This window comes from Streptococcus suis (assembly GCF_017601095.1).
Classification (GTDB): domain Bacteria; phylum Bacillota; class Bacilli; order Lactobacillales; family Streptococcaceae; genus Streptococcus; species Streptococcus suis_Z.
Window position 1 is genome coordinate 1 of the sequence record NZ_JAGFUX010000009.1, and the last position, 25,246, is coordinate 25,246.

At 43.9% G+C, this 25,246-nt stretch carries 19 protein-coding genes and 1 pseudogene; 13 read left to right on the forward strand and 7 right to left on the reverse strand.

All coding sequences use genetic code 11. From position 1 onward, the window contains the following. The 3 genes and pseudogenes from J5566_RS08140 to J5566_RS08150 form a co-directional block, all read left to right on the forward strand. A pseudogene (locus J5566_RS08140) lies at positions 1-941 on the forward strand (hypothetical protein); the annotation flags it as partial. A 195-nt stretch (positions 942-1,136) separates the two neighbouring features. Beyond that, entirely contained in the window at positions 1,137-4,916 is a 3,780-nt protein-coding gene (locus J5566_RS08145) for a YSIRK-type signal peptide-containing protein (protein ID WP_208562931.1), read from the forward strand. A 318-nt stretch (positions 4,917-5,234) separates the two neighbouring features. Then, positions 5,235-12,101 (forward strand): discoidin domain-containing protein, encoded by a 6,867-nt coding sequence (locus tag J5566_RS08150; protein ID WP_208562872.1) that lies wholly within the window; start codon positions 5,235-5,237, stop codon positions 12,099-12,101. A 31-nt stretch (positions 12,102-12,132) separates the two neighbouring features. On the opposite strand, the gene J5566_RS08155 is transcribed toward J5566_RS08150, so the two are convergent. The 5 genes from J5566_RS08155 to J5566_RS08175 all read right to left on the reverse strand — a co-directional run bounded on the left by J5566_RS08155 (position 12,133) and on the right by J5566_RS08175 (position 16,548). Next, positions 12,133-12,501 (reverse strand): DUF956 family protein, encoded by a 369-nt coding sequence (locus J5566_RS08155; RefSeq protein ID WP_208562873.1) that lies wholly within the window; start codon positions 12,499-12,501, stop codon positions 12,133-12,135. 63 nt (positions 12,502-12,564) lie between these two features. Next, on the reverse strand, positions 12,565-13,476 hold the full coding sequence (locus J5566_RS08160) for a PTS system mannose/fructose/sorbose family transporter subunit IID (RefSeq protein ID WP_208562874.1): 912 nt from the start codon (positions 13,474-13,476) through the stop codon (positions 12,565-12,567). An 18-nt stretch (positions 13,477-13,494) separates the two neighbouring features. Continuing rightward, the gene (locus J5566_RS08165) at positions 13,495-14,301 is read right to left on the reverse strand and encodes a mannose/fructose/sorbose family PTS transporter subunit IIC (RefSeq protein WP_171999765.1); all 807 of its coding nucleotides are present in this window, start codon (positions 14,299-14,301) and stop codon (positions 13,495-13,497) included. A 29-nt stretch (positions 14,302-14,330) separates the two neighbouring features. Then, complete coding sequence (locus J5566_RS08170) at positions 14,331-15,323, reverse strand: PTS sugar transporter subunit IIB (RefSeq protein ID WP_105107246.1); 993 nt, start codon at positions 15,321-15,323, stop codon at positions 14,331-14,333. Between the two features lie 412 nt (positions 15,324-15,735). Continuing rightward, a complete protein-coding gene (locus J5566_RS08175) occupies positions 15,736-16,548 on the reverse strand; it encodes a Cof-type HAD-IIB family hydrolase (protein WP_208562875.1) in 813 nt (270 codons plus the stop codon). A gap of 235 nt (positions 16,549-16,783) precedes the next feature. On the opposite strand from J5566_RS08175, the gene J5566_RS08180 reads away from it, so the two are divergent. The 4 genes from J5566_RS08180 to J5566_RS08195 all read left to right on the forward strand — a co-directional run bounded on the left by J5566_RS08180 (position 16,784) and on the right by J5566_RS08195 (position 20,450). Then, entirely contained in the window at positions 16,784-18,244 is a 1,461-nt protein-coding gene (locus tag J5566_RS08180) for an NCS2 family permease (RefSeq protein WP_208562876.1), read from the forward strand. Positions 18,245-18,331: 87 nt separating this feature from the next. Beyond that, positions 18,332-18,772, forward strand: coding sequence for a tRNA (adenosine(37)-N6)-threonylcarbamoyltransferase complex ATPase subunit type 1 TsaE (gene tsaE / locus J5566_RS08185; protein WP_208562877.1), 441 nt, complete (start codon positions 18,332-18,334; stop codon positions 18,770-18,772). Next, positions 18,765-19,283 carry a GNAT family N-acetyltransferase gene (locus J5566_RS08190; protein ID WP_208562878.1) on the forward strand — a complete coding sequence of 173 codons (519 nt, stop codon included), beginning with the start codon at positions 18,765-18,767 and terminating at the stop codon, positions 19,281-19,283. The genes tsaE and J5566_RS08190 overlap by 8 nt, the downstream gene beginning before the upstream one ends. Positions 19,284-19,289: 6 nt before the next feature. Next, on the forward strand, positions 19,290-20,450 hold the full coding sequence (locus J5566_RS08195; RefSeq protein ID WP_244228995.1) for an LCP family protein: 1,161 nt from the start codon (positions 19,290-19,292) through the stop codon (positions 20,448-20,450). A 29-nt stretch (positions 20,451-20,479) separates the two neighbouring features. Here J5566_RS08195 and J5566_RS08200 read toward each other — a convergent pair whose 3' ends face one another. Further along, the gene (locus J5566_RS08200; RefSeq protein ID WP_208562879.1) at positions 20,480-20,770 is read right to left on the reverse strand and encodes a chemotaxis protein; all 291 of its coding nucleotides are present in this window, start codon (positions 20,768-20,770) and stop codon (positions 20,480-20,482) included. Between the two features lies 1 nt (position 20,771). Continuing rightward, a complete protein-coding gene (locus J5566_RS08205) occupies positions 20,772-21,185 on the reverse strand; it encodes an HIT family protein (protein WP_208562880.1) in 414 nt (137 codons plus the stop codon). 61 nt (positions 21,186-21,246) lie between these two features. Between J5566_RS08205 and J5566_RS08210 the strand changes: the two genes are divergently transcribed. Genes J5566_RS08210 through rimP form a run of 6 tightly spaced genes read left to right on the forward strand, consistent with a single transcriptional unit; the run spans position 21,247 to position 25,245 of the window. Then, positions 21,247-21,981, forward strand: a complete 735-nt coding sequence (locus J5566_RS08210) for an ABC transporter ATP-binding protein (protein ID WP_208562881.1) — start codon at positions 21,247-21,249, stop codon at positions 21,979-21,981. Further along, positions 21,978-23,024, forward strand: a complete 1,047-nt coding sequence (locus J5566_RS08215) for an ABC transporter permease (RefSeq protein WP_208562882.1) — start codon at positions 21,978-21,980, stop codon at positions 23,022-23,024. Before J5566_RS08210 ends, J5566_RS08215 begins: the two co-directional genes overlap by 4 nt. A gap of 49 nt (positions 23,025-23,073) precedes the next feature. Then, positions 23,074-23,874 (forward strand): cell cycle regulator CcrZ, encoded by an 801-nt coding sequence (ccrZ, locus tag J5566_RS08220; RefSeq protein ID WP_208562883.1) that lies wholly within the window; start codon positions 23,074-23,076, stop codon positions 23,872-23,874. After that, positions 23,864-24,502 carry a tRNA (guanosine(46)-N7)-methyltransferase TrmB gene (gene trmB / locus J5566_RS08225; RefSeq protein WP_172044514.1) on the forward strand — a complete coding sequence of 213 codons (639 nt, stop codon included), beginning with the start codon at positions 23,864-23,866 and terminating at the stop codon, positions 24,500-24,502. The genes ccrZ and trmB overlap by 11 nt, the downstream gene beginning before the upstream one ends. 55 nt (positions 24,503-24,557) lie before the next feature. After that, the gene (locus tag J5566_RS08230) at positions 24,558-24,758 is read left to right on the forward strand and encodes a hypothetical protein (RefSeq protein WP_208562884.1); all 201 of its coding nucleotides are present in this window, start codon (positions 24,558-24,560) and stop codon (positions 24,756-24,758) included. A 16-nt stretch (positions 24,759-24,774) separates the two neighbouring features. Further along, positions 24,775-25,245 (forward strand): ribosome maturation factor RimP, encoded by a 471-nt coding sequence (rimP, locus tag J5566_RS08235; RefSeq protein ID WP_208562885.1) that lies wholly within the window; start codon positions 24,775-24,777, stop codon positions 25,243-25,245. Position 25,246: the final 1 nt, after the last annotated feature.

Genomic DNA, 25,246 nt, shown 5'->3' on the forward strand with positions numbered 1-25,246 from the left:
GACCTAAGGGCGAACCAGGTGAACAAGGACCTAAGGGCGAACCAGGTGAACAAGGACCTAAGGGCGAACCAGGTGAACAAGGACCTAAGGGCGAACCAGGTGAACAAGGACCTAAGGGCGAACCAGGTGAACAAGGACCTAAGGGCGAACCAGGCGAACAAGGACCTAAGGGCGAACCAGGCGAACAAGGTCCAGTTGGTCCACGTGGCCCACAAGGTCCGAAAGGAAACAAGGGTGACCGCGGCCCAGCAGGACCGAAAGGCGATAAGGGTGATACAGGAGCTCAAGGCCCACAAGGAGAACGTGGTCCAGTTGGTCCTAAGGGTGAGACCACCGTTCTCTATCAGCCAGTTGTCCTAGTCGATCCGAAGACAAATGTCAGCGTAACTCTTTCAGAAGGTGAAACAAACCGAGCAGTTGCCCTACGTGTCGTTCACAAGGAAACAAATGCTTCAACAACACCTGTTATCCTTTCAAATGTAGACTATGATTTGTTTGACATTGAATTGGTAGATGATGCAGGTGAAATTGTTGACAATAGCATGCCAACAGTTGTACGTTTGCCAGTTGACCCAGGTAAAGAAGTAGCTCGAGTTGTTTACTTGCCAAACTCTGCTTCTGAAGAATCAATTGCATTTAAAGAAATTGCTTCTCCAGATGGAACTGGTGATAAGGAAGTTGAATTTGTAGCAGAACACTTTAGTGAATACGGTATTGTCTATAAAGATGCAACAGTTGCGGATACAAAAGCTGTAGGAACAACTGTTGCTGGACAGTCCGTTAAACCAGTCACTCCTCTTTCTGCATTGGGTGGATTAGCAGAGAAAAAAGCTGAGAAGACCTTGCCAAATACTGGTACTGGAGCAGAATTCCTCCTTCCAAGTTTGGGTGTCCTCAGCCTTGCTGCTGTAGCACGTCTCCGTAGAAAAGAAGAAAAATAAGTATGTTTTAACGAAACAACTTGAAAAAAGGAGCAAAGAAATTTGCTCCTTTTTGTTTGGCTATTAAAAGACAAGCCCAGCCTAGTATAATTTCTTGATTGCCGATTTTGTATATGTTAATATATTGTTAAGCGGATAAAAAAGAAGGAGGTTAATGTGTCGATTGCTATTCATAAAGTAGAAAAGGAGGAAAAAATGAATCGCACCAATCGAAATCATCAATATGCCTTACGGAAAACACGGTTTGGGGTCGGATCAGTCGTAGTCGGAGTCCTGTTAGCTGGTCTCTTACAGGCGCCAGCAGTCCTAGCTTCCGAGACAAGCACTGTTGCTTCCGGAACGGGAATTGTTTCAGAAAGTGAGGCAAGTCGTAGTCTGAGAGAAAAGATTGCAGAATTGACAAGTATAAAAGACCAGATTCGGGATGAGGCAGAACGTACAACAGTTGAACATGCCATTGTCAATGCTCAGGGTGCCTTAGAAACGGATCAGGACGCAGTCATCAATGCTTACTTGAACCATTTACCATCGGTTATCTCACATGCAAGACAGGTCGTAGATGCCCAACCTCCTCTGACCAATACTGAAACTGGGGAAGCGACGCCAGTTGTCCCAGAAGGAAGTGGAGAAACGAGTGGGGCAGCTGAAAGTGGAGAAAGTTCTGAAAACCAAGTGGGAGATGGTGCAGCTAATGATGCTGGGACCGCTCTTCCACCAGCAGATCCCGCTTCAGACAATCCAGTTGAAGACAGCTTTGGTGGTCAGGAAGTTCCTCAAGCTTATTTAGTTGACCGCGATAAGCAGGCTTTGTCTGCAAATCGCGTCATTCATAAAACTGCTCAGAATTTGTCTGAGAGTACAACCTATGAATTTTCAGCTGAGGAAGTGACCACTCTGAAAGATTTGGGTCAGGGTGTTCTCCATCTTGTGGTGAAGATTGATCAGATTGAAGCCGGTCAGCAGGTAGATGTTTTCAAGGTTTTGACAGATGACAATAACTTCTATCGTATTTTTGCCTTCATGGATGGCGAGCAGATGAAGTTTGGTATGGAAGGGAAAAAGAATGGGAATCCCTACCTTGATACGACCTATCTGAACACAGCCCTGCTTCCCAAATTGGGACAATGGTCATCTCTGACTTATTTGAAGACAGCTAACCGTACTCGGTTCTTTGTAAATGGAAGAAACTCGACAACTCGTAACATCTTGCAAGGTGTCAATAAATTGATTGATGCTACGGATCAATCAAGGGTCCTATTTGGTACGACAGATGCCAGCAAGGGTCGGGTGACGATTGGAGAATTGGCAGTTTATAGTAATCCTATTGTTGTGACGGACAGTTCAGGTGTTAGAGATACACCACTATCTATCCGCTATCTAAGAGAATATCCGACTCAGGTTCAGCAACCCTTGACCATTGCTCGCGTAGCACATGCTGGTGAAACCAAGGATAATTTTGTCGAGGTTTTCTTTAATCGTGCGATTGCGGTGATTGGTCAACCAGATTTGGCCTTGGAAAATGGTAGCTATGCTAAGTTTATTTCTCAGACTAGTCATAATTCTGCTATTTATCAGGTCAAAGATACGGATTACGGTCAAAAAATTTCTGGTTTGAGAGAAAAAGATGGGGAACATCTTCTCTACAACTCAAGTGCAGGTACAACACAGTTGGCAGGTGTCTTGCCACGATTGGACAAGGTATCTGTGGATGATAACCATGCAAGTCTGGTATTTACAGGTTCTTGGACCTCGGAGAATGGAACTGGTAAATTTGGAAATACTGGTCGCTACACCTCTGGAACCAATGCACGTGCGGTTACCCTTTATTTTGAAGGAACTGGTGTAGACATGTATGCGGAGCGCCATAATGCCCATGCAGATTTCCTAGTAGAATTAGATGGTAAAGTTGTAGAATACAATGAACAGCTTGGTCTTGGTCGAGAGGGCAAGTTCAGTCTCTATATCCCTGCTGATCAAACGCGACAAAGACAGGAACGGATTTTCACTTTGGATCAGTTGCAAGCAGGCAAGCATGCCTTGACGCTGTCTGTAGATCCTGCCAATGCCAATAAGCAATTGTATCTTGATGTTTTTGATTTGTTCGGCGAAAACGCCCGTATCTTGACCAAGGATGAGTATTTCAGCGATCTTATCGCAGAAAAAGAGCGTTTAGTTGGTCTTGCTGCGGATAGCTCAAAAGTGACCGATGCGGATGCCTTTGGCATCAAACGGACTTCGTTTGAGACAGAGTTAGCTAAGGCTGTCCCATCAATTACCATCGTCAAGCAAACCTTGGCTGAGATGGCAGCCTTGATTGTGGAAGAAAACCAGGATACTCCTGGCTCGACTGAGGGTGGCGAGTCAGGTTCAGGCGAGACTACGACTCCAGCACCAACAGAGGGTGGCGCAGAAGAAATTTCTTCTGCTGAAGCAAGAAGGTTGCTAGCGGAGTATACGGATGAATTAGCAGGTTACTTGGCAGGATTAGATGCAAACAGTCAAGAATGGATTGACTACTTGACGGAATTCAATGACTATTCCCTTGCATTATTGGCAGAAAGTGATAATGATGCAGAAGTGATTGAACAGTATAAGGAAGCCAAAATCAATGTAGATATGTTCAGGGACTTGGTTAATGGTGGTGGAACCAATCAACCAGGCTCTGGTACAGATGCAGGGGCAGGAGAGAACACTACTCCAACGCCAAGTGAAGGTGGTGAGCCAGATACAGGCGAATCTACCACACCAGGTTCAACAGAGGGTGGTGAATCAGGTTCAGGCGACACTTCTACCGTAGCACCAACTGAAGGTGGCGAATCCGGCACTCCATCTGAACAACCAGGACAGGGTGCTGGTTTGGTTCTGGCAGCTCTGGAAGAAGTCATTGCAACAGCCCTAGCTTTGGAAGAGGAAAATCTATCTGAAGCTCAAGCTGGACAACTGGCTGAATTACTCGAAACAGCAGCAGCAGCTCGAACAGCTGAGAGCCAGGAACAAGTAGATGAAGTTGTAGCCTTGTTTGAAGAATGGTTATCAGGCTTGAATACTCTGGAGGAACCAGCAAGCCCAGGTACCTCAGAAGGTACTGGCAGCCAGCCAGGTTCAGGTGCCTCAGAAGGTACTGGCAGCCAGCCAGGTTCAAGTGCCTCAGAAGATACTGGCAGCCAGCTAGGTTCAGGTGCCTCAGACGGCACTGGTAGCCAACCAGGAAGCGGTACCTCAGAGGGTAACGGGATCCAAGATGGATCAGCATCTTCAGACAGTCAATCTGGGAACGAAAATCCGGGAACCGCAGCGGAGCAGCCTAGTCTGGATGCGACTTCAGTCGCTCGCTTACGTGAAATCGTCAGTGAGTTAGAGGGCTATATCCCACGACTAGCTGGGGAAGAATGGCCTGCTTATTTGAATCAATTCCGTGACATTGCCAATCGTATTGTGACATCTGGAACTCCAACTCAGTTGGCGACTCATTTGGCAGAAGGCGAAGAATTGATTGAATTGCTTCGTGGCGTATTTGCAGAAGCGGAGCAAGGCAACCAGCCAGATCTAGTGACTGAAAAAGGGAAGGGACTTCTTAACGAAGGACCGAAAGCCTTCGAAGGTGGCTTGACACTCAATGAAAACCTGACTCATGAGCTTCCAGCTTTCGATGGTGGCTTGAGTTTGAACGAAAATCTGACGTATGAAGTTCCAAGCTTTGGGGGTGGTTTGACACTCAACAAAAACTTGACTCATCAGGTTCCGGCTTTTGAAGGCAGCTTGGTACCAAACTATGCGCCAACTCATCACTTACCAAGTGTGAATCCTGCTATTCTGAAGCCAGCAACAAGTGCCAAGGCGTCAGTCAAAACCGATAAGGTAAAATCAGACGCCAAAGTACTGCCGAATACAGCAGGTACAGAGAGTCTATTGCTAATAGGTATGGGATTGTTGACACTTGGGGCAGCAGTCGCTCTTCGTCGTCGAAAAACATAATCGAATAGTAGAATGTCGTTCGCACTCCAAACTGGTTGAGTTTATTCAGCCCTTGGAGTGCTTTTTACATATTCAAGTCACTAATTGACAAGTATGGTTCAAATTTTTCCTGTTTTTTGATACAAAAATTGAAAAAATCTATTCCGCAATCTTGCAAACGCTTACCTATTCTGTTATTATATTGTTAGGATAATATATAATAAAATATAGTGTGGTGGGAGGTATCATATATCGACAAAAAATACTGATGTAGTTAGAAAAGATGAAGTACATGGTGTACGAAGCTTTATCTTTTCAGAAAAATAAATGGAGGAACATATGAATAGACAAGATAAAAATTATCAAAAACTGTATCATTATTCGATTCGTAAACGGAATTGGGGTGTTGGTTCAGTTGTCGTTGGTGTATTTTTAGCAGGTATCTTGCAAGCACCAACTGTTTTAGCAAACTCTGAGGTAGCTGAAGGAACAGCAAATTCAGTCGTTTTGGAGCAACCACAGTCAAATCCAGATACTGCTGTCTCAGAAACTGCACCGACAGTAACCCCAGAGGCAGTTGCGAATGGAAATGAAGTCCTGCCATCTTCTGATGGAGATGCAAATTCAAGTACAGAAGTCAACAATACAGTTGAGGCTGCTCAAGAGCTGGTTAATGTTCGAGTAGCAGTAGATCAATCTTTTGTAGAGGCAACTTCTACCCAAACTAGTGAAAGTGGAGTAAAAGCCTCCAATGCAGTTGACAATAATGCTGCAACTTTTTGGAGTTCAAATCACTCTCAACCTAACCAAGAGTCATCTCGCCAGACTTTGACTGTAAAACTACAAGAGACAGCAACTGTTTCTAAGGTTTTATATACACCTAGACAGGATGGAGATGCGGCTGTTGGTAATGTTGTTAAAGGTAAGATTCAGTACAGCTTAGACAATGTAGAGTGGCAGGATGCTGCTCCATCAGCTGTGAAGCGCATTGTAGATAGTGTTGCAGAAGGTAGTGTGGATAGTGCAGCCAATACATTTACCTTAAATGCCAACATGTATCCAAAATATATTGAAATCACACCTGTTGAGGCGCTTTATGTCCGCTTGGTTGGTTTAGAAACAAAACACTGGAACTCCAGTGAGGTGAACAAGGTTGTGTCAGCAGCTGAGTTCATGCCTTATGCTGAAAAACAAGTTCCACGTGATAGTGTCGTCTATCTGGACCCAGCCTTGACTTCAGCACCTTCATTCAATGAGACAGATGGTGGCGGGCGTAATGTAGCTTATGCAACAGATGGCAATAAAGCGACACTTTGGGCAAGTGCAGATACCTCTGCGAACTGGAACAGAACAACTATCCAGCCTCTGACCGTGGGCTTGACAGAGGTTGCTCGCGTTAGCAGTATTGATATTACTCCTCGCCAGGATGGGCCAAACTATCGGATTCACTATACTGGTGATTTGATCAGTGGGTATATTGAGTATCTGAATGCAGAAGATGTTTGGACCAGGGTTTCTATCATTGGTGGAAATCAACAAAATGAATTTGTTTTTGGTGGTTCGCATGATACAAAAACAGTGGCATTTACCCCAGTAGAAGCTCAGAAATTCAGAATTGTTGCGACCAACACCCATCATTGGAGTTCTGGCAACAATAATACAGTCGTTGCGATTGCGGAAGTATATCTCACAGGTACTAAGATTGAAACTCCTCCTAGTACCGATCCTGTTGCTCCTCCTTCAGAAGAGCCAATTACTCCACCAGCTCCAGATACTGGTAATCCAGAACAACCAGGTCAACCAGATTTGCCAATTGAAACACCAGAACAACCAGGTCAGCCAGATACACCGATTGAAACTCCAGAAGTACCTGGAACTCCTGCAGAAACTCCACAGACCACCCCTGCAACGGTGGAAGATCAAGAAGTGACACTCGAAAATGATCATTTCAGCCGTCGAATGGTGGTGGAAGATGGAAAACTTCGTACAGTTTCTATTTCCAATAAACTGACAACTAAGGATGACGATATTGTCTTCCTAGAAGATTCCAAAGAGTTTGTCATTCAGTTTAAGCCTTTAGCTGACGATAGTGATCAAGCTCCAACTCGCCCGGCTTATGAAGCAGAAGCTGCAGACCGTGCGGATTGGACTGTTGAAACAAACACACAGGCTAATGCTGGTAGCAGAGAAGGAAATGTCAACTTTGTAGTGGATGGTGATCCAAATACAATCTGGCACAGCAACTACCATAGTGCAGGTAGTGGTCCTCAAAGACACTTGCCAGCCTATGTGGACTTGACCTTCCAAGAGCCAAAAGAAGTTCGGACCTTTATCTATGTTCCACGCCAGGATGGTCCTGCAAATGTTAACGGTTTGACAAAAGGGTATAAAGTCTATGTCAAAGAAGGAGATGCTGCGGAGTTCACCCTCTTAACTCAGGGTACAATTACTGAAAATCCAAAAGCTATCCAATACATTGACTTTGGTGAAGTTAAGCAAAATATCAAGGCCATCCGCTTTGAGACAACTTCTTCACAAAATGGTCAGCCTTTTGCAGCGGCAGCAGAGCTGGATGTATCTAATCTAGCTCCAGATGCGATTAGAGCCAAACAGTTGGCAAGAGAAGCTGACTATCAAAAACGAGTGGAAGCTTTCCTTACTCGCACACAAATCTCACTGGACAAGTTGACGCTAGCTGAAAATGGTATTCAAAAGGTTGTGACTGATACAGATCAAACCATTACCTATACCTTCCAACCATACACATACAAAAACGTACCAGTTACCATCAAGTATGTGATGAATTTGAAAAAAGATGCTAAGTTCAGTCAAAGTCACTTAGTTATTTCAGTTCCTGAAGAGCATCGGGCGACACTTGCTATTGATACCATCGACCTTCAAAACTTCAAGTTGCCAGAAGGTCAAGCCTATGAAGAGTTCTCAAGACAAGAGCCAATCGCTGAAATGGCTAACTTTGACGGCTTCCATGCTGGTCTTGGTCAACCTGTTTACATGGGAAGTTTCTATACAGGTTCTGAATTCCCAATTTCTTGGAACTCAGTTGATGCATCAAGCAACCAACTCTTCTCTCGTTACTACTCTGGTAAAACCCTTGCTGAGTTGGATCTAGATGCAGAAGGCAACTACCATACATGGAACACTGTTATTGGTGTAGCTCGTTCAGAAGATTATAGTGTTGTACAACAAGATTTCTATGACTATATTGCCAAGATTGGTACTAAAACTTACTTCCGTAAACAATACAACTCTTGGTATGACTTGATGAAGACCATTACAGCGGAAAATATTCAATCTAGTTTCAATGAGATTGACCGCGGCTTTACCAATGGTGGAGTTTCACCACTAGATTCATTTGTAGTGGATGATGGTTGGCAAAATATCGAGTCAGTTTGGGATTTCAATGAAAAATTCCCTAACAAGCTATATGATTCAAGTAAACAAGTGAAACGCTTTGGATCAGACTTTGGACTTTGGATGGGTCCTCGTGGTGGTTACGGCACTGAAGGTCGTATGGCGACTCATCTAGCCAACAATGGTTTGGGGTCTAAGACGCCAGCTGGCGATGTTTACATCGGTGATAAACGCTATGTTGATGCGCTGAAAGAATTGTTTGAACACTATGGACAAGAGTTCGACATCAACTACTGGAAACTCGATGGTATGCTTCGTTATCCGCAACATACTACGGATACAGCGGGCAATTATATCGGTGGTGGATACAAAAATATGTATTCCATGACAGAGACTCATGAGCGTTGGATTGAATTGTATAACTTCATCCGAGAAAATGCTCCAACATTGGAAGATGCTTGGATAAACTTGACTTCCTACATCCCGCCATCACCTTGGTTCTTGCAGTGGGTGAATTCAATTTGGATGCAAAATACTGCTGACGTTGATTACCAAGATGGTGTGAAGCGTGCACCATATGACCAGTTGGATTTTGGTAATGATGCCAACGAAGCTCTGTCTTACCGTGATGATTCCTATGAAAAATTGATTCGTCAACGGAAGTGGCAAATTCCATTCTCTAATATCTATAACCATGACCCAGTTTATGGTGCAACAGCACACTCAAGCAAGAGAATTAGCCCACTAGGTCCTGCTCGTAGTCAAATTCAATTTTCAACAGAAGACTTCCGGACCTATCTGTACATGCTGGGAACACGTGGAACTGGTTTCTGGGAATTCTATTACAGTCCAAGCATGTTGGATGATGCCAAGTGGCAAGTCAACGGTGAAGCTGTCAAGTGGATTGAATCTAATTTCGAAACACTTCGTAACTCAGTTTTCCATGGTGGTCAGCCACGTGCAGGTCATGTCTATGGTTACTCTGCCTGGGATGCTGAAAATGGTATCGTGTCCATTCGTAACCCTATTAATACCGTACAAACTTACGAATTGAAATTAGACCGCATTGTTGGTATGCGTGAAGGGACAGAAAATCTCTACCGTGTGACAGTTCTGGGTGATAAACGCCATGATACACATGAAGTTACCAACTATGGTGATACGCTTAGCATTACACTTCAACCGTACGAGGCTGTTGTCTTCCAGTATTCGACCAAACAAGATACACGTGCTGCGGAGGTATTTGAAGCGAAAGCTACCGCAGCTAACACGATTACTGTGGAATTTGATGAACGAGTTATCATCGATGAAGCGACAACATTTACAGTTTCAGGACATACAGTAAGTACTGTTCAATTGAATGATAATTTGAGAACAGTAACCCTTACTTTGGCAGATAATCTGATTGACCGTGAAAAAGTAACCGTTACCTATGCAAATGTCAAAGATAATGCTGGACAAGCTAATCTATCTACCGGAACAGTTGCTCTAACAGCCTATAGTGGTGGAATTATTCAAGATATCAGTCAAGTTGATCCTAGCCAGACCCTTGCAAATGAAGGCGTGGAAGGCCGCGGAGTATTCTCTGTAACTGCAAAAGTATCGCTTGATCGCTTGGAACAAACGATTGCTGAACAAGAAGGCCAATGGAAACTTTCTGTTGATGCTAGTGGTCGTGCTGTCTTCGAAGTGAAGGGTGAAGTTGTTAAATCAGCACCATTTACGAACTTGAGCGAAGAAGACAACGGTCGTCCTGACAAATTGATCGCTGCAAATGAAGAAGTCGTTATTACTGCAGTTCGTGTTCCGAATGGTAGCTTGCGTATCTACATCAACGGTGAACTACATAATAGTCATTACAATCCTGAGAAATTGAATGAACGACTAGAGCGTTCAACCATTAAACTAGCAGAAGGTAATTTTGCAGGTAACTTGGATCGCTTTATCCTTGAAAATGGTGCGAGAGACTTCGAAACAGCTCTTGAATTGGCTAGGGAGTTGTCACCAGTAGAAGAGATGCGTCCAGCTGTCATGAATACCAATGGTACTCAAGCAACCTCACATGATCCAAATGATGGTGGTCCTCGACCAGCAGGTTCAGCAACCGATGGTAATACAAGCTCTTACTGGGCAAGTAGTCCGACAGCCGATAATAGAACTACTCCTCAAACCTTGACCATTGAAATGGCTCAAGCGCAATCAGTAGGAGAAGTTCGTTATGTCCCTCGCTTGCAAAACTTGCAAGCAACTGGCGACATTCGTAGAGCAACTCTTGAATACAGTCTGAATGGTCAAGACTGGACAAGGGTGCCACTGAAACAAGCTACCCCAGATGGGACCATCACCTTTATTCCAGGTAAGCCGTATCATTCTATCTTATTTGAACCAGTTCAGGCCAAGTATTTCCGCCTGACGGCTCATGAAACTTATCATTGGCAAAATGGTAGCAACGGTAACCCAGATAATCGTAATAAGATTGTCGCTGTAGCAGAATTGACACCAGTTGTTCAATTTGTACCAGAAGTAACAGAAAGTTTAACAACTGGCTACTTACTAAATGCAATAGATTTGGCTAACAGTATTGTTCCAACTGAATACTCTGAAGCAGCATTGACAGCGATTGAGAGTGAGTTGAGAGCAGCTCATACAGCATTGGCTGGAGACAGTCAAGAAGCTATTAACCAGGCAAATACACGTTTGCGTGCCTTGTTAGCTGGTGAAGAAGTAGCTCCGGTTGAAAATCCAGATTCTCAACCTGCTGAAGGTAGCTCACTAGATTTAGCAGCCCTGGAAGAAATTCTAGCAACAGCCTTGGCATTGGAAGAAGGTTCATTGTCTGAAGCACAGGCTGGACAATTGGCTGAGTTGGTCGAAGCAGCAAATGTAGCAAAAACTGGTGATAGCCAAGACCAAGTGGATGAAATTGTAGCCTTGTTTGAGGAATGGCTAGCTGCTTTAGATTCTTCTAATAATCAAGAAGGTTCAGGTAGCCAAGAAGGCTCAGGAACAGCAGAAGGTTCAGGTAGTCAAGAAGGCTCAGGAACAACAGAAGGTTCAGGTAGTCAAGAAGGCACAGGAACAACAGAAGGTTCAGGTAGTCAAGAAGGCACAGGAACAACAGAAGGTTCAGGTAGCCAAGAAGGCACAGGAACAACAGAAGGTTCAGGTAGCCAAGAAGGCACAGGAACAACAGAAGGTTCAGGTAGCCAAGAAGGCACAGGAACAGTAGAAGGTTCAGGTAGTCAAGAAGGCACAGGAACAACAGAAGGTTCAGGTAGCCAAGAAGGCACAGGAACAGCAGAAGGTTCAGGTAGTCAAGAAGGCACAGGAACAACAGAAGGTTCTGGTAGCCAAGAAGGCACAGGAACAACAGAAGGTTCAGGTAGCCAAGAAGGCTCAGGAACAGCAGAAGGTTCAGGTAGTCAAGAAGGGACAGGAACAACAGAAGGTTCAGGCACTACAGATGGTACAGATAACCATGAAGGTTCTGGAACAGAAAGTCAACCAGAAGAGGTAACTGCCAAAGGGGAAAGTCTCTTAAATGAAGGACCACCAGCCTTCGAAGGTGGTTTGACACTTAATGAAAACTTGACTCATTACCTTCCAGCTTTTGAGGGAGGCCTCGTACCGAATGATGCACCAACTCTACAACTTCCTAGTCTCAACCCTGCCAGCTTAAAACCAGCAGCAGCTGCTAAGGTTGTGCAGAAAGAAGATGTGACTGACGCCAAGGTACTGCCAAATACTGCGGGTGTGGAGAGTGTCTTGCTGACAGGCATGGGCTTGATGACACTTGGAGCAGCAGTAGCCCTTCGTCGTCGGAAAGAAAAATAATAAAAAAAGAAGAATCAATATGATTCTTCTTTTACTTTTTGAAAATAGAAGTCAGTTTCTGGCTGATTAGTTGTATTAGGGTTGGTAGTTTGACAACACGGTCATTACCAATATGCTGACGAGCTACTTTTAATATTTTCCCTGAGTCTGATGAGGCAAAGAGGAAGCGACTTTTCTCAGTGTAGATTTCAAAATGCCGACTAACTTTTTTTTGGTGTACATTGGCTCCGATAGTTTGGATTGAATCCCAGGGAATCTGAATATAGCGCTCGACGTTGCTATCAGGATAAAATTCGATTGCTTTGTCTCCGACTAAGAATTTTCCAACTTTACCACCAAAGCCCATGTAGGAAACACCGGTTGTTTGAACTTCTACTCGTGAATTTAAGGATTGTGCCATAGTTTTTTCTCTCTTTTCTAGGCTTTATTATACCATAAAACCCCGCGGGTGCGGGGTTATTGATTACATAATTCCGAAGAAACGAGCGATGATACCTACGATGAAGAGACCGATAATCATTGTGATTGGTGTTACTTTCTTCTTAAGCAAGTGCATGCAGAGGAAAGTAAGGAGGAGTCCCATCAAACCTGGAATCAAGCTGTTCAACTGGCCTTGCAAGGTTTGAGCTTGAGTTGGGTAGAGGCTTAGTCCGCTGAGAGCATCACCCAAGATGCCTTGAAGCTCAGTACCTGTTACGGTGCCTTCAGGGAAGACGATGTAAGCACCTTCTGACAATTGTTTTGCAGGAAGATCAACGGTGAAGTTGATAGATACCCAACGTTGAACAAGAACGGCAAGGATGAACATACCAAGGATAGATGCACCTTTAGTAATATCTTGAAGGATACCACCTGACATATCTTTGGTAATTTCGCTACCAGCTTTGTAACCAAATTCTTGAGTGTACCATAGGAAGGCCATACGAATCGCGTTCCAACCAAAGAAGAAGATGATTGGACCTAGGATGTTGCCGCTCATTGCAAGGGATGCACCAAGAGCACCGAGGATTGGACGAACTGTAAACCAGAAGACTGGGTCACCGATACCAGCAAGTGGTCCCATCATACCGATTTTTACACCTTGAATAGCTGTGTCATCGATGGCAGCACCATTTGCGCGCTCTTCTTCAAGGGCAAGTGTTACTCCAAGGATTGGTGAAGCAACATATGGGTGAGTGTTGAAGAATTCCAAGTGACGCTCCAAAGCAGCAGCTTGATCTTCTTTTTTCGTGTAGAGTTTTTTGATGGCTGGAATCATTGCATAAGCCCAACCTAAGTTTTGCATACGCTCGTAGTTCCAAGAACCTTGAAGGAAGGTTGAACGCCACCAAACTTTTTTACGATCGCTTACGGAAAGTTGAATTTTTTCTGACATGGTTAAATCTCCCTTCTCTTAGTAGTCTTCAAGGATGTCGCCGATTGGGTCATTTGAAGAAGCGCTGCTGTTTCCTGAACCACCTTGTTTAGACAAGTTGAGGTAGATAAGAGCGATCGCTACACCGATAACACCAAGAGCGATAAGAGTCAATTCGCTGAGGGCAGCAAAGGCAAATCCGAGGGCGAAGAATGGCCATACTTCACGAGTTGCCATCATGTTGATAACCATAGCGTAACCTACGGCAACAACCATACCACCGCCGACAGCCATACCGCCTTTGAGCCATTCTGGCATTGCTTCAAGAACACCTTGAACAGCTTCAGCTGGCATTGCAAGTAGGAGTGCTGCAGGGATTGCAATACGCAAACCTTGAAGGAGAAGAGCGAACAAGTGGTAACGTTCCACAGCAGCGAAGTCTGCAGATTTTGCTGCATTGTCTGCACCGTGGACCAAACCAACTGAGATAGTACGAACGATCATTGTCAGGAAAAGACCAGCTACGGCAAGAGGGATAGCAGTTGTTGTTGCAACGGCAATACCTTCTGCTGAGAAGTCGCCACCTTTGATCATGATGATAGCAGCAGCTACAGATGCAAGTGCTGCGTCTGGTGCAACGGCTGCACCGATGTTCGCCCAACCAAGAGCGATCATTTGTAGGGAACCACCGAGCATAACGCCTGCAGCCAAGTTACCAGTTACAAGACCGATAAGGGTACAAGCTACCAATGGTTGATGGAATTGAAATTCGTCAAGGATACCTTCAAGACCTGCGAAGAAGGCAACGATGACAACAAGAATTGCGGAAATAAGTGTAATATCCATGTTGAAATCCTTTCTTAAATCAGATTGTATTATTGAACGTTTGCCTTGTTGATTAACTCAAACAAGTCTTTCTTTGAATCGTTTGGTACTTTACGCACATCAAATTCAACGCCAAGGTCACGCAATTTTTCAAAGGTTGCAACATCATCTTTGTCCATTGACAATACGTTGTTAACCATTGTTTTACCAGTTGAGTGAGCCATAGAACCGACGTTCAATTCTTTGATTTCTACGCCACCTTCGATTGCTTCAAGAGCTTCCTGTGGTGTTTCGAAGAGAATCAAGGCATGTGTGTTACCAAAGCGAGGGTCTTTAGAAACCTCAATCAATTTTTTGATTGGGACAACGTTCGCTTTCACGTTACCAGGTGCAGCTTGCTTGATGAGTTGTTTGCGCAATTCATCTTTAGCAACTGTATCTGAAGCAACGATGATACGATCTGCCTTAGAAGCAGGAGTCCAACCAGTCGCAACTTGACCATGCAAGAGACGAGTGTCGATACGAGCCAAGTTGATTTTCAGCTTGCCATCTCCGATAACAGTCCCCGGCGGGATTGCACCTTGTGGAGCGGCTGGTGCTGCTTCAGCTACTGGAGCAGCTTCTGCAGGTTGAAGTTCTTCTGGAAGAACTTTCACACCTTCCTTGGCTTCTTTAATAATGTTTGCCGCAACTTCTTCCACGCCTGCGTCAGCGTTAATCATACGCTCTGTATAGGCTTGGATTAACATTGGCAAGTTGAGGCCTGTGATGATGGCAAACTTACGATCTGGGTTTTCACCAGCTACGCGGCTTGCTTGGTTAAATGGTGACCCACTCCAAAGGTCAGCCAATACCAAAACCTCATCATCGGCATCGAATGCGTCCACGGCAGCATTGAGCTTGGCATATAAATCATCTGGTCCTTCACTTGGCATGAAAGTAACAACCTGTACTTTATCCTGTTCGCCAAAAATCATTGAACCTGACTGATGAATACCAGCAGCAAATTCGCCATGACTTGCAATAATGATTCCAATACTCATTATTGTTCCCCCTAAATTTTTTCTAGTTCTTTGAAATGCAAGGTTTTGAATAGGCTTACATTTTCGAACTTGTCTATTATAAAACGTTTTCAAGGAATTTGTCAAGCAATTTTGTGACATCCGAGGGAAAACTTTCTGAAACATTGCGCGAGAAATGTGTAATTTTTGCTTATTTGCGTTGAAAATCGTAGCATTCGAGATTTTTTTTGAAAGGTGAGGAGAGGGAACGAAAATAATAAAATGTATGGTTTTGTCATCCTGGTGGAAATCTAAGATGGGCAAACTGATATCATATTTGTTGATGACCAATCTTTAATAGTGATCGTAGATTTGAAATCAGAATACTAAAAAAAGCAGCAATTAGCCTCTTCTTGAAAGAATCAAGAGTGTGACTGAGCTGCTTTTTCTCTATTTATAGAAATAGAGCTTCCAATTCTCTTGCGACACCGTCTTGGTCGTTGGTGTAGCTTGTTTGGTAGTCGGCATGAGGAAGCAAGGTCTGACTACAATTTTTCATGGCATAGCCTCTGCCAGCTAGCTGGAGCATTTGAACATCGTTGTGCTCGTCTCCAAAGGCAATCAGGTCCTTGGCATCCATCTGGAAGATATCGAGCAAGTAGGACAGAGCGGTTGCCTTACTGACACCCTTTGCACAGGTTTCAAGGATGTTGAGAGGACCACCCCAGGTATTGATTTCGAGTTCGTGGTTGAAGAAGGACTTCATCTCTTCAGCTAAGGCAAATTTATCCTCTGCGCGGGTCTGCATCAAGATAGAATGAGGGTCTTCTGTGACGAGTTCAGGTTTGATAAGGGTCTCAGGTGTGATTTGGTCGACACCTAGAAGTCCTGGATCAATTTTGTCTAAGTGGCTTTGGGTGATGTAGAATTTATTCTTGTATTCGCCAGCGATGAAATCGGCCTGGAAGCGTTCTTCTTCTTTTAGAAAGGTCAGCAAGTAGGACTTGTCGATAAGGATATTTTTTTCCCATTGCCATTTTTTCTGTGGGAGATGGACCAGGGAACCGTTGAAATTAATCATTGGAGTGTCCAACTCTAATTGCCGGTAATAGTGTTCTGCCATGCGGTAGGGACGACCTGTAGCGATAAGAACCTTATGTCCTGCTTTTTTTACTTTCTTAATAGTAGAAATCGTAAAGTCGGATAACTGGCTGTCTTTGTTAAGTAGGGTACCATCTAAATCGAGGGCTATTAGTTTCTGTTTCATGTCTCTTGCCTTTCAAAATCATTCCTTTCAGTATATCAAAATTTAGGAATCGGGGCAAAAATTGACCATATAAACTAGTTTTTATGCAAGAACGTTCGTGTTTTACTCGCGAAAAATCATTATTTTCTTGTTTTTTATATAAATCAAACGTTTTCATCAAAAAATCACTTGAAAGGCTATCGTTTTTCGTATATAATACAAGTATCGTTCGTAAATTAAAGGAGAAAATTGAAAAATGGATTCATTTTTTAAGTTAAAAGAACACGGTACGACCGTTTCGACTGAAATCATGGCGGGTCTTACGACTTTCTTCGCTATGTCCTATATTTTATTTGTCAACCCAAGCATCTTGAGTGTTGCAGGGATGCCCTCTCAAGCTGTCTTCTTGGCAACTATTATTGCTAGTGCAGTTTCAACGCTCGTTATGGGTCTCTTTGCCAATGTGCCTTATGCATTGGCACCAGGGATGGGACTAAACGCCTTCTTTACCTATACAGTTGTCATCGGTCTTGAATTTACTTGGCAAGAAGCCCTGGCAATGGTCTTCCTCTGTGGTTTATTTAACGTGTTTATCACGGTTACAAAGGTTCGTAAGAGCATTATCAAGGCGATACCTGTTAGTTTACAACATGCAATCGGTGGTGGTATCGGTGTATTCGTTGCCTACCTTGGTTTCAAGAACTCTAACTTGATTACCTTCTTGACTTCTGGTTCTGACATTATTACAGTGAACGGGGTTGCTCCTGCGGATGCGACTGCTGAAACCTTCTCAAATGGGGTCTTCTCAGTTTTCGCTGGCGGTGGTGTCGTACCTGGTATTTCAACCTTTACTGATCCAAGTGTTCTCTTGACTGTTTTCGGTCTTCTCTTGACAGCAGTTTTGGTCATTAAAAATGTTCGTGGAGCGATTTTGATCGGTATCCTTGCGACAACCTTGGCAGGTATTCCAGCAGGTGTTGTAGACCTTTCTACCATTGATTTGGCCAATAACAATATTGGAACTGCGTTTTCTGAATTGGGCACAACTTTCTTAGCTGCCTTTGGTGGCTTGTCCTCCCTCTTTGCTGATTCAAGTCGTCTGCCTCTTGTCTTGATGACCATCTTTGCCTTCAGCTTGTCTGATACCTTTGACACACTGGGTACCTTTATTGGTACAGGCCGTAAGACAGGTATCTTCTCAGAAGAAGATGAGAAAGCACTTGAAAATGGGACTGGTTTCAACTCTAAGATGGATAAGGCGCTCTTCGCAGATGCGATTGGTACCTCAATCGGTGCCCTCTTTGGTACATCAAATACCACAACCTATGTGGAGTCAGCTGCAGGTATCTCTGCGGGAGGTCGTACGGGTCTAACAGCTGTTACAACTGCCGTTCTCTTCTTGCTTTCAATCCTTATCTTGCCATTTATCGGCATTGTCCCAGCAGCAGCAACCTCTCCAGCCTTGATTATCGTTGGTGTGATGATGGTTTCATCCTTCTTGGATGTTGACTGGAGCCACTTTGAAGATGCCCTTCCAGCCTTCTTTGCAGCCTTCTTTATGGCTCTTTGCTTCTCTATCTCATACGGTATTGCGGCAGCCTTCATCTTCTACTGCTTGGTGAAAGTATCGACAGGTAAGGCTAAAGAAATTCACCCAATCCTTTGGGGAGCAACTGGTCTCTTTATCCTCAACTTTATCATCCTTGCAATTTTGTAAGCAATATTCTTGACAAACTGGGCTTGTCCCAGTTTTTCTTTTGGGAAGAAAATGACAAAAAGGGTCTCTTGTGGTATAATGATGGGTATGTATAGTCAAAATGAAGAGACACTAGTGGCAATTGGAGAGAAGCTCGGTCGAGCCCTTCAGCCCAATCAGGTATTGGTTTTATCTGGTGAATTGGGGGCTGGAAAAACAACCTTTACCAAGGGATTGGCCCTAGGGCTTGATATTAAACAGATGATTAAAAGTCCGACCTATACCATCGTGAGGGAATACGAGGGACGTCTACCTCTCTATCACCTAGATGTTTACCGCATTGGAGATGATCCTGATTCGATTGATTTGGATGACTTTCTCTATGGGAATGGCGTTACGGTCATTGAGTGGGGGGATTTGCTTGATTCGAGCTTGTTGGATGACTACCTCTTTATTCGCATCGAGAAAGAAGGGGACGGTCGTAGATTAAATTTCCAACCACATGGTCCAAAGAGTGAGCGTCTAGCAGAGGCGGTTCAGTATGATTAAGAAAGAAATCTATTTTAGTGAGGCAGAACCGGCAGATGCAGCAGCTTTTATTGAGTTTATGAATCAGGTTGCTGTAGAGACGGATTTTTTGGTGATGGATGAGACAGGTTTTGGCTTTAGTCAAGAGCAGACGGAGACTATTTTTGAGGCAGGAATTGAAAATCCTCGTGAACTCTGTCTCTTGGCAAAGGTTGGTTCAGAAGTGATTGGTGCCATTTCTGTCAAATCCTTTCGTCAGTTTCGGGTCAGCCATATTGGGACTATCTTTATTGCGATAAAAAAAGAGTATTGGGGTCACGGCATTGGTTCCATACTCTTAGATGAAGTTTGCCAATGGGCCAAAGAAATGGGCTTGTTGAGTCGGTTGGAGTTGACCGTTCAGATCAGAAACCAGGCGGCTGTCCAGTTGTATCAAAAATTTGGCTTTGAAATTGAAGGCACTCAAAAACGAGGTGCCAGAACAGATGAAGGAGAATGGCTTGACCTCTATTACATGGGCAAGCTCCTATAAATCTTTATGAATAAAATTGGATTCAAAATTGCTGGAATGTTGGGCTTGATAATTGCTTTGACAGTTGGAGCAGGGGCCCTTTATGGAACCACCTTGTTGAATTATTCGACAGATGCTATCTCAAAAACGTTTAAATTACTTAGTAACTCTGATGAAGAATACGACGTTATCGAAGCGACGGAACCTCTGACCATTCTCTTGATGGGGGTTGACATGGACCAGGCCACTCGAGGAGGCAACTGGGAAGAGGGGCGTAGTGATTCCATGATTCTCTTGACAGTTAATCCCCAGACTAAAACAACGACCATGATGAGTTTGACGCGTGATATCATGGTTGAAATTGCAAATGGTGATGGAACATCGAGCGGAGCGATTGAAAAACTCAACCATTCGTATAGCTATGGTCAGGCAGAAATGGCTGTGGCGACCATAGAAAAAATGATGGACATTAACATCAATCGCTATGTGGAAATAAACATGGACGGTTTGGTGGAATTGGTTGATGCAGTCGGAGGCATTACAGTCAACAATACTTTGGGTTTTACGATTACAATTGATGAATACGAGCCAGCATATACTGCAACTGTTCCCCCAGGTGTGCAGCTGGTAAATGGTGACCAGGCCTTGGTCTATGCCCGGATGCGTTACGATGATCCTGATGGAGACTACGGTCGGCAGAAGCGTCAGCGGGAAGTTATCATGGCAATTGTAAAAAAATTGCTTAAACTAGAAGGGTTTACCCAATATGAGAAGATTTTGGACGCTATTTCCAACAACATGCGAACAGATATTGAAATCTCCACTGCGACCATCCCAAGCCTCTTAGGCTACCGGGATTCGCTAACAACTATTGAGTCCTATCAGTTGACGGGGCAAGATGCGATGATAGATGGCGTTTCTTACCAAATTCCAACCAGTGAGCATGTCTATGAAATGCAAAATATCCTTAGAAAATCACTAGGACTATCAACAGTGACAGAAGTTGTGACCAATATTCAGGTCTATGAAGAGATGAATTGGTTGCCAAGTCCAGTAACCGTCGTGGATGCTTACACCAATGAAATTGTCTTGGAAGGCTATGGTCTTTCTGCTGAGACGGAAGCTAGCTCGACAAGCGGTACAGATACCAGCAGTAGTGAAGAGACGACAGAATCAAGTTCAGAATAAGAAAAACCTTGTCATTGGACAAGGTTTTCTTAGTTTTCGCTTGTTGCGGGGAGATGTTTCTTGATTTCTTCCAGGTTTCCGGCAATGCTTTGCTGGTAGGTCCGTAACTTGTAGGTTAAGTCCTGGGACATGTCTTGCAAGGGTTGGCGGTAGGATAAAATGGTGTTTAGGTGCTGTTGGATGGCTTCTTTTTCTTGTGTCAACTCGGCTACCAAATCCAAGGTTTCTTTTGCTTCAGCCTGGATTTTTTTGCGGTTGGACACAAGTTGGAAGGCGATGCTTGCAGCGCCGATTCCTGCGATAAGGTGAGATAGTTTCATGTTACTCTCCAATCTGTAAGAGCTGGGACAAGCGACCTAATTCGTCGAAATCAGGTTGATTGGTTGCAAATGTGATTGCCAGGCCATCTTGTTCATCAAACCGTGGCAGAAGGTGGAAATGGGTGTGGAAGACGGTTTGTCCCGCAGCTTCTTCGCTGTTATTAATAAGATTGATACCATTGGCACCAAGCTTGTCCTTCAATTGATTGGCAATGAGAGGAATTTTGCTGAAAATGGCTGTGCTGGTTTGGTTATCCAGGTCTAAAAGATTGCGGAAATGTTTTTTGGGAATAACCAGGGTATGGCCAGGGGTGACTTGGGTGATGTCCAAGAAAGCAAGTACCTCTTGGTCTTCGTAAACTTTGGCAGACGGAATCTCTCCAGCAACAATCTTACAAAAAATACAATCTGACATAAACAAACCTCTTTCAGGAATTTTTGGTATAATAATTATATCAAATTACGGGAAGAAATGTATGTTAGAAGTAAAAAATCTCACTGGCGGTTACGCCAATATTCCAGTCTTAAAAGATGTTAGTTTTCAGGTAGGCGACGGTGAATTGGTTGGCTTGATTGGGTTAAATGGTGCAGGGAAATCAACGACGATTAAGGAGATTATTGGTCTCTTGCAACCCTATGGTGGCACCATCAAGGTCAATGATTTGGAATTGGCGTCAGATTTAAAAGCCTATCGCAAGCAAATTGCCTATATACCAGAGAGTCCAGTTTTGTATGAGGAATTGACCTTGCGGGAGCATATTGATCTGCTGGCTTTGGCTTACGAATTAGATAAAGAAGCCATGTGGAAAAAAGCGGCTGGTTTGTTGCAACTCTTTCGATTGCAGGATAAGTTGGACTGGTTCCCATCTACCTTTTCAAAAGGGATGATGCAGAAGGTGATGATCATCTGTGCGCTCTTGCTAGAAGCCTCTCTCTTAATTGTGGATGAGCCGTTTTTAGGTTTGGATCCTTTGGCGATTGCGGACTTGGTCAACTTGTTGGAAAAAGAGAAGGCGCTGGGGCGGTCGATTCTAATGTCAACCCACGTCCTTGACTCTGCTGAGAGACTGTGTGATCGATTTGTCGTGCTCCATGGTGGGCAAGTCATTGCAGATGGGGATTTGGGTAGCCTTCGGCAGCAATTTGACATGCCAGACGCTAGCTTGAATGACATTTATTTGAGCATTACAGCGAGTGGGGTGACAAGATGAAGCAAGTCTTTGCTGGGAGACGGAGGAAATTTTGGAAGCAAATTTCTTCTTACATCCCTTATGTGCTCAATGATCACTTTGTATTAGCCCTACTGTTTTTGCTCGGTTTTGCATCTCTTCAGTATCGTAGCTTGATGCTGTCTGAAGCAGTTCCAGCTTTGTGGATTTTTTTAGGGATTTTGGGAATCAGTCTCTTGTTGCTCTTTTCAGGTAGAATCGCAAGCTATATTGAAGCGGCGGACCGACACTATCTCTTGGTTGAAGAGGAGACCTTGGTTCAAGAAGTCAGAGAAGCGAGTCATCGAGCGAGTTTGGTTTGGGGAAGTGTATTTGTCCTGGGTCAGTTGTTGCTTGTTCCCTTGTTATTGAAAATTTCTTGGCCAATCTGGGCTGTGGTGCTTTGGATTCTTTTCTTTTTAGGGGCAAAGGTTGGCTATCACAATTGGCAAGCTAGTCGGTTGCTGCAAGGTCGGGGCTTGGATTGGATAGCGGCTATTTCCAGTGAAAGAGGGAGAAAACAAGCAGTTTTAGCATTTTTCTCAAACTTTACCCATGTAAAAGGCCTGATATCTTCTGTAAAACCGCGGAAAATACTGGTGGCTTGGCTCAAAAAATGGACGGGTCTAGATCGGTCAGGTTGGGGCTTTCTCTTTTTGAGGGCTTTTGTTCGCCAGGGTGATTTTCTGGTGATTAGCTTGCGCTTAGTCTTGCTAGGGGTGTTGGCTTTGGTCTTTGTTAGTCCTTCTTGGTTGGCAGTTGGACTAGCCTTGCTCTTTCACTATCTCCTATTGTTCCAGCTGCTAGCCCTCTATCATAGTTACGATTACCACCCCTTAACCAGTCTTTTTCCCTTGGATCATAGCCAAAAAGCTAGTGCATTTCGACAATTGGTAAGTTTGGTTTTGAATGTCTTGATGGGGATCAATAGTTTGGTCTTTCTGCTTGTACAAAGAGATTGGACTATGTTTGCTGTCTTACTCTTGGGGGGATTGTTCTTAAACTATTTCTATCTGACGATAAAAACGAAGAAATTGATTGACTAACCGCATGAAAACTAGTAAAATAATAAAGAATTTTTGAAGGAGGAATGGCATGCAGTTTGATACGAGTGGTCTTCAACTACAATCTATTGCAGGCAATAGTGGAAAAGCATTTAAGGGCCTACGGTCAGACGGAACGCCTGTTTTTGTAAAATACGAAATGCCTCCCATTGTGACTGCCTTGGCTAGAGAGCAGATTACCCCACCTGTTATTTCTACCAATCGTGAGGTTGGATTTGGAAATCGAGTGGAGCAGGAATGGTTGACAGGCCGCACCCTTGAAAGACAAGATATGTCTAGTAAGCAGGTTCGGCAGATTTTGGTGCGCTTGCATTATTCACGCATTTTGCTCAACCAAGCCTTGCAGCTCAATTATAGCTACCAAAGCCCGAGAGATTTGGTGGAAAAATGGCAGAAGGAGGCACCAGCCCGTCTGTCTAAGAACAGCTACTTGCAGTCTATCTGCCGTGAACTCTTGGCGAATCTACCAGCCTTCCATCAGGAAGTGGCAACTTTTGTTCATGGAGATCTCCATCATAAGAACTGGGTTGAGACCACGAGTGGTTTGGTCTATTTAACAGACTGGGAGACAGCCTGTGTCACTGACCGCATGATGGATGTGGCCTATCTCTTGACCCATTATGTGCCACGTCAGGCTTGGAAAGAATGGTTGAAGTCCTACGGTTATAAATACAACAAGACCGTTTTGGCAAAGGTATATTGGTATGGTCAGTTGGGCTATCTCAATCAAATCACCAAACACGTAGAAAGTTATAATATGGAAGCGGCTAACAAGGAAATCTATGCGCTTCGTATGTTTAAAGAAGGGTATTTCATAGAAGATGAGAGTTAGAAACCGCAAAGGGGCACCGGAATTATTGGCCCAGTATCCTCAGTATGTTATCCTAAATCCAGAGGACTGCAAGGGAAAATGGGCTGATATTTTTGGCAATGATCATCCGATTCATATTGAAGTTGGCTCGGGAAAGGGGCGTTTCATTACAGGAATGGCTGCTCAAAACCCAGATATCAACTATATTGGGATTGATATTCAGTTGACAGTTTTGTCCTATGCCTTGGACCGTGTCGTAGAAGCAGGTTTGCCCAATATCAAACTCTTGCAGGTGGATGGTTCAAGTTTGACCAATTACTTTAATCCTGCAGAGATTGACCGTCTTTATCTGAATTTCTCAGATCCATGGCCCAAGAAACGCCATGAAAAGCGTCGGTTGACGTACAAGTCTTTCTTGGATACCTATAAGGAAATCTTGCCTGATAAGGGTGAAATTCATTTTAAAACAGATAACCGAGGCTTGTTTGAATACAGTTTAGCAAGTTTCTCACAATACGGCATGATCCTCAATCAAGTTTGGTTGGATTTGCACGCCAGTGATTTTGAAGGAAATGTCATGACCGAGTACGAAGAGAAATTCTCCAAAAAAGGTCAGGTCATCTACCGAGTTGAAGCACAATTTCAATAAAAGGATTCCTTAGAGAATCCTTTTCGTCTTTATTGCTAGATGAGGAAAATGGAAAGTGGAACTGTTTGGAAAGGATATGACTGTAGCGCATCTTGGAGTTGAGGTTTTGTTAGATAAGCATGCAAAAAATTCAGGAAAAAACGTTTACAGCTTGGAGATTTATCGTTTTCCTTTACAGTTCGTCGCTTTTGTGGTAAAATTTGGAATAGAAATAAAGTGGAAAGGGGTTGACGTCAGTCAGCCCTTTATGTGTTAAGAAAAAGGAGGTAAAGATGACCAGTATTGTAGAAATCGTTACCCAAACCATAGAGCCGGTGATTCAGGCGCCCTATGAACTAGTGGATGTTGAGTACGGCAAGATGGGTGGTGACTATGTGCTATCCATCTTTATAGACAAGGAAGGTGGCATTAGTTTGCAGGACACGGCGGATTTATCAGAGTTGATTAGTCCCCTCTTGGATACCATCCAACCAGATCCCTTCCCTGATCAGTATATGTTGGAAGTGACTAGTCCAGGTTTGGAACGTCCCCTAAAAACGGCTGCAGCTCTTGAGCAGGCTGTTGGGAAATATATCCATGTTAAACTGTATCAGGCTATTGATAAGGTTAAGATTTTTGAAGGGACACTCCAGTCATTTGATGGCGAGCAGCTAGAGTTAGAATACCTAGATAAGACGCGTAAGAAACAAGTGACCATCCCTTATTCAACAGTTGCTAAGGCTCGTTTGGCCGTAAAAATTTAAG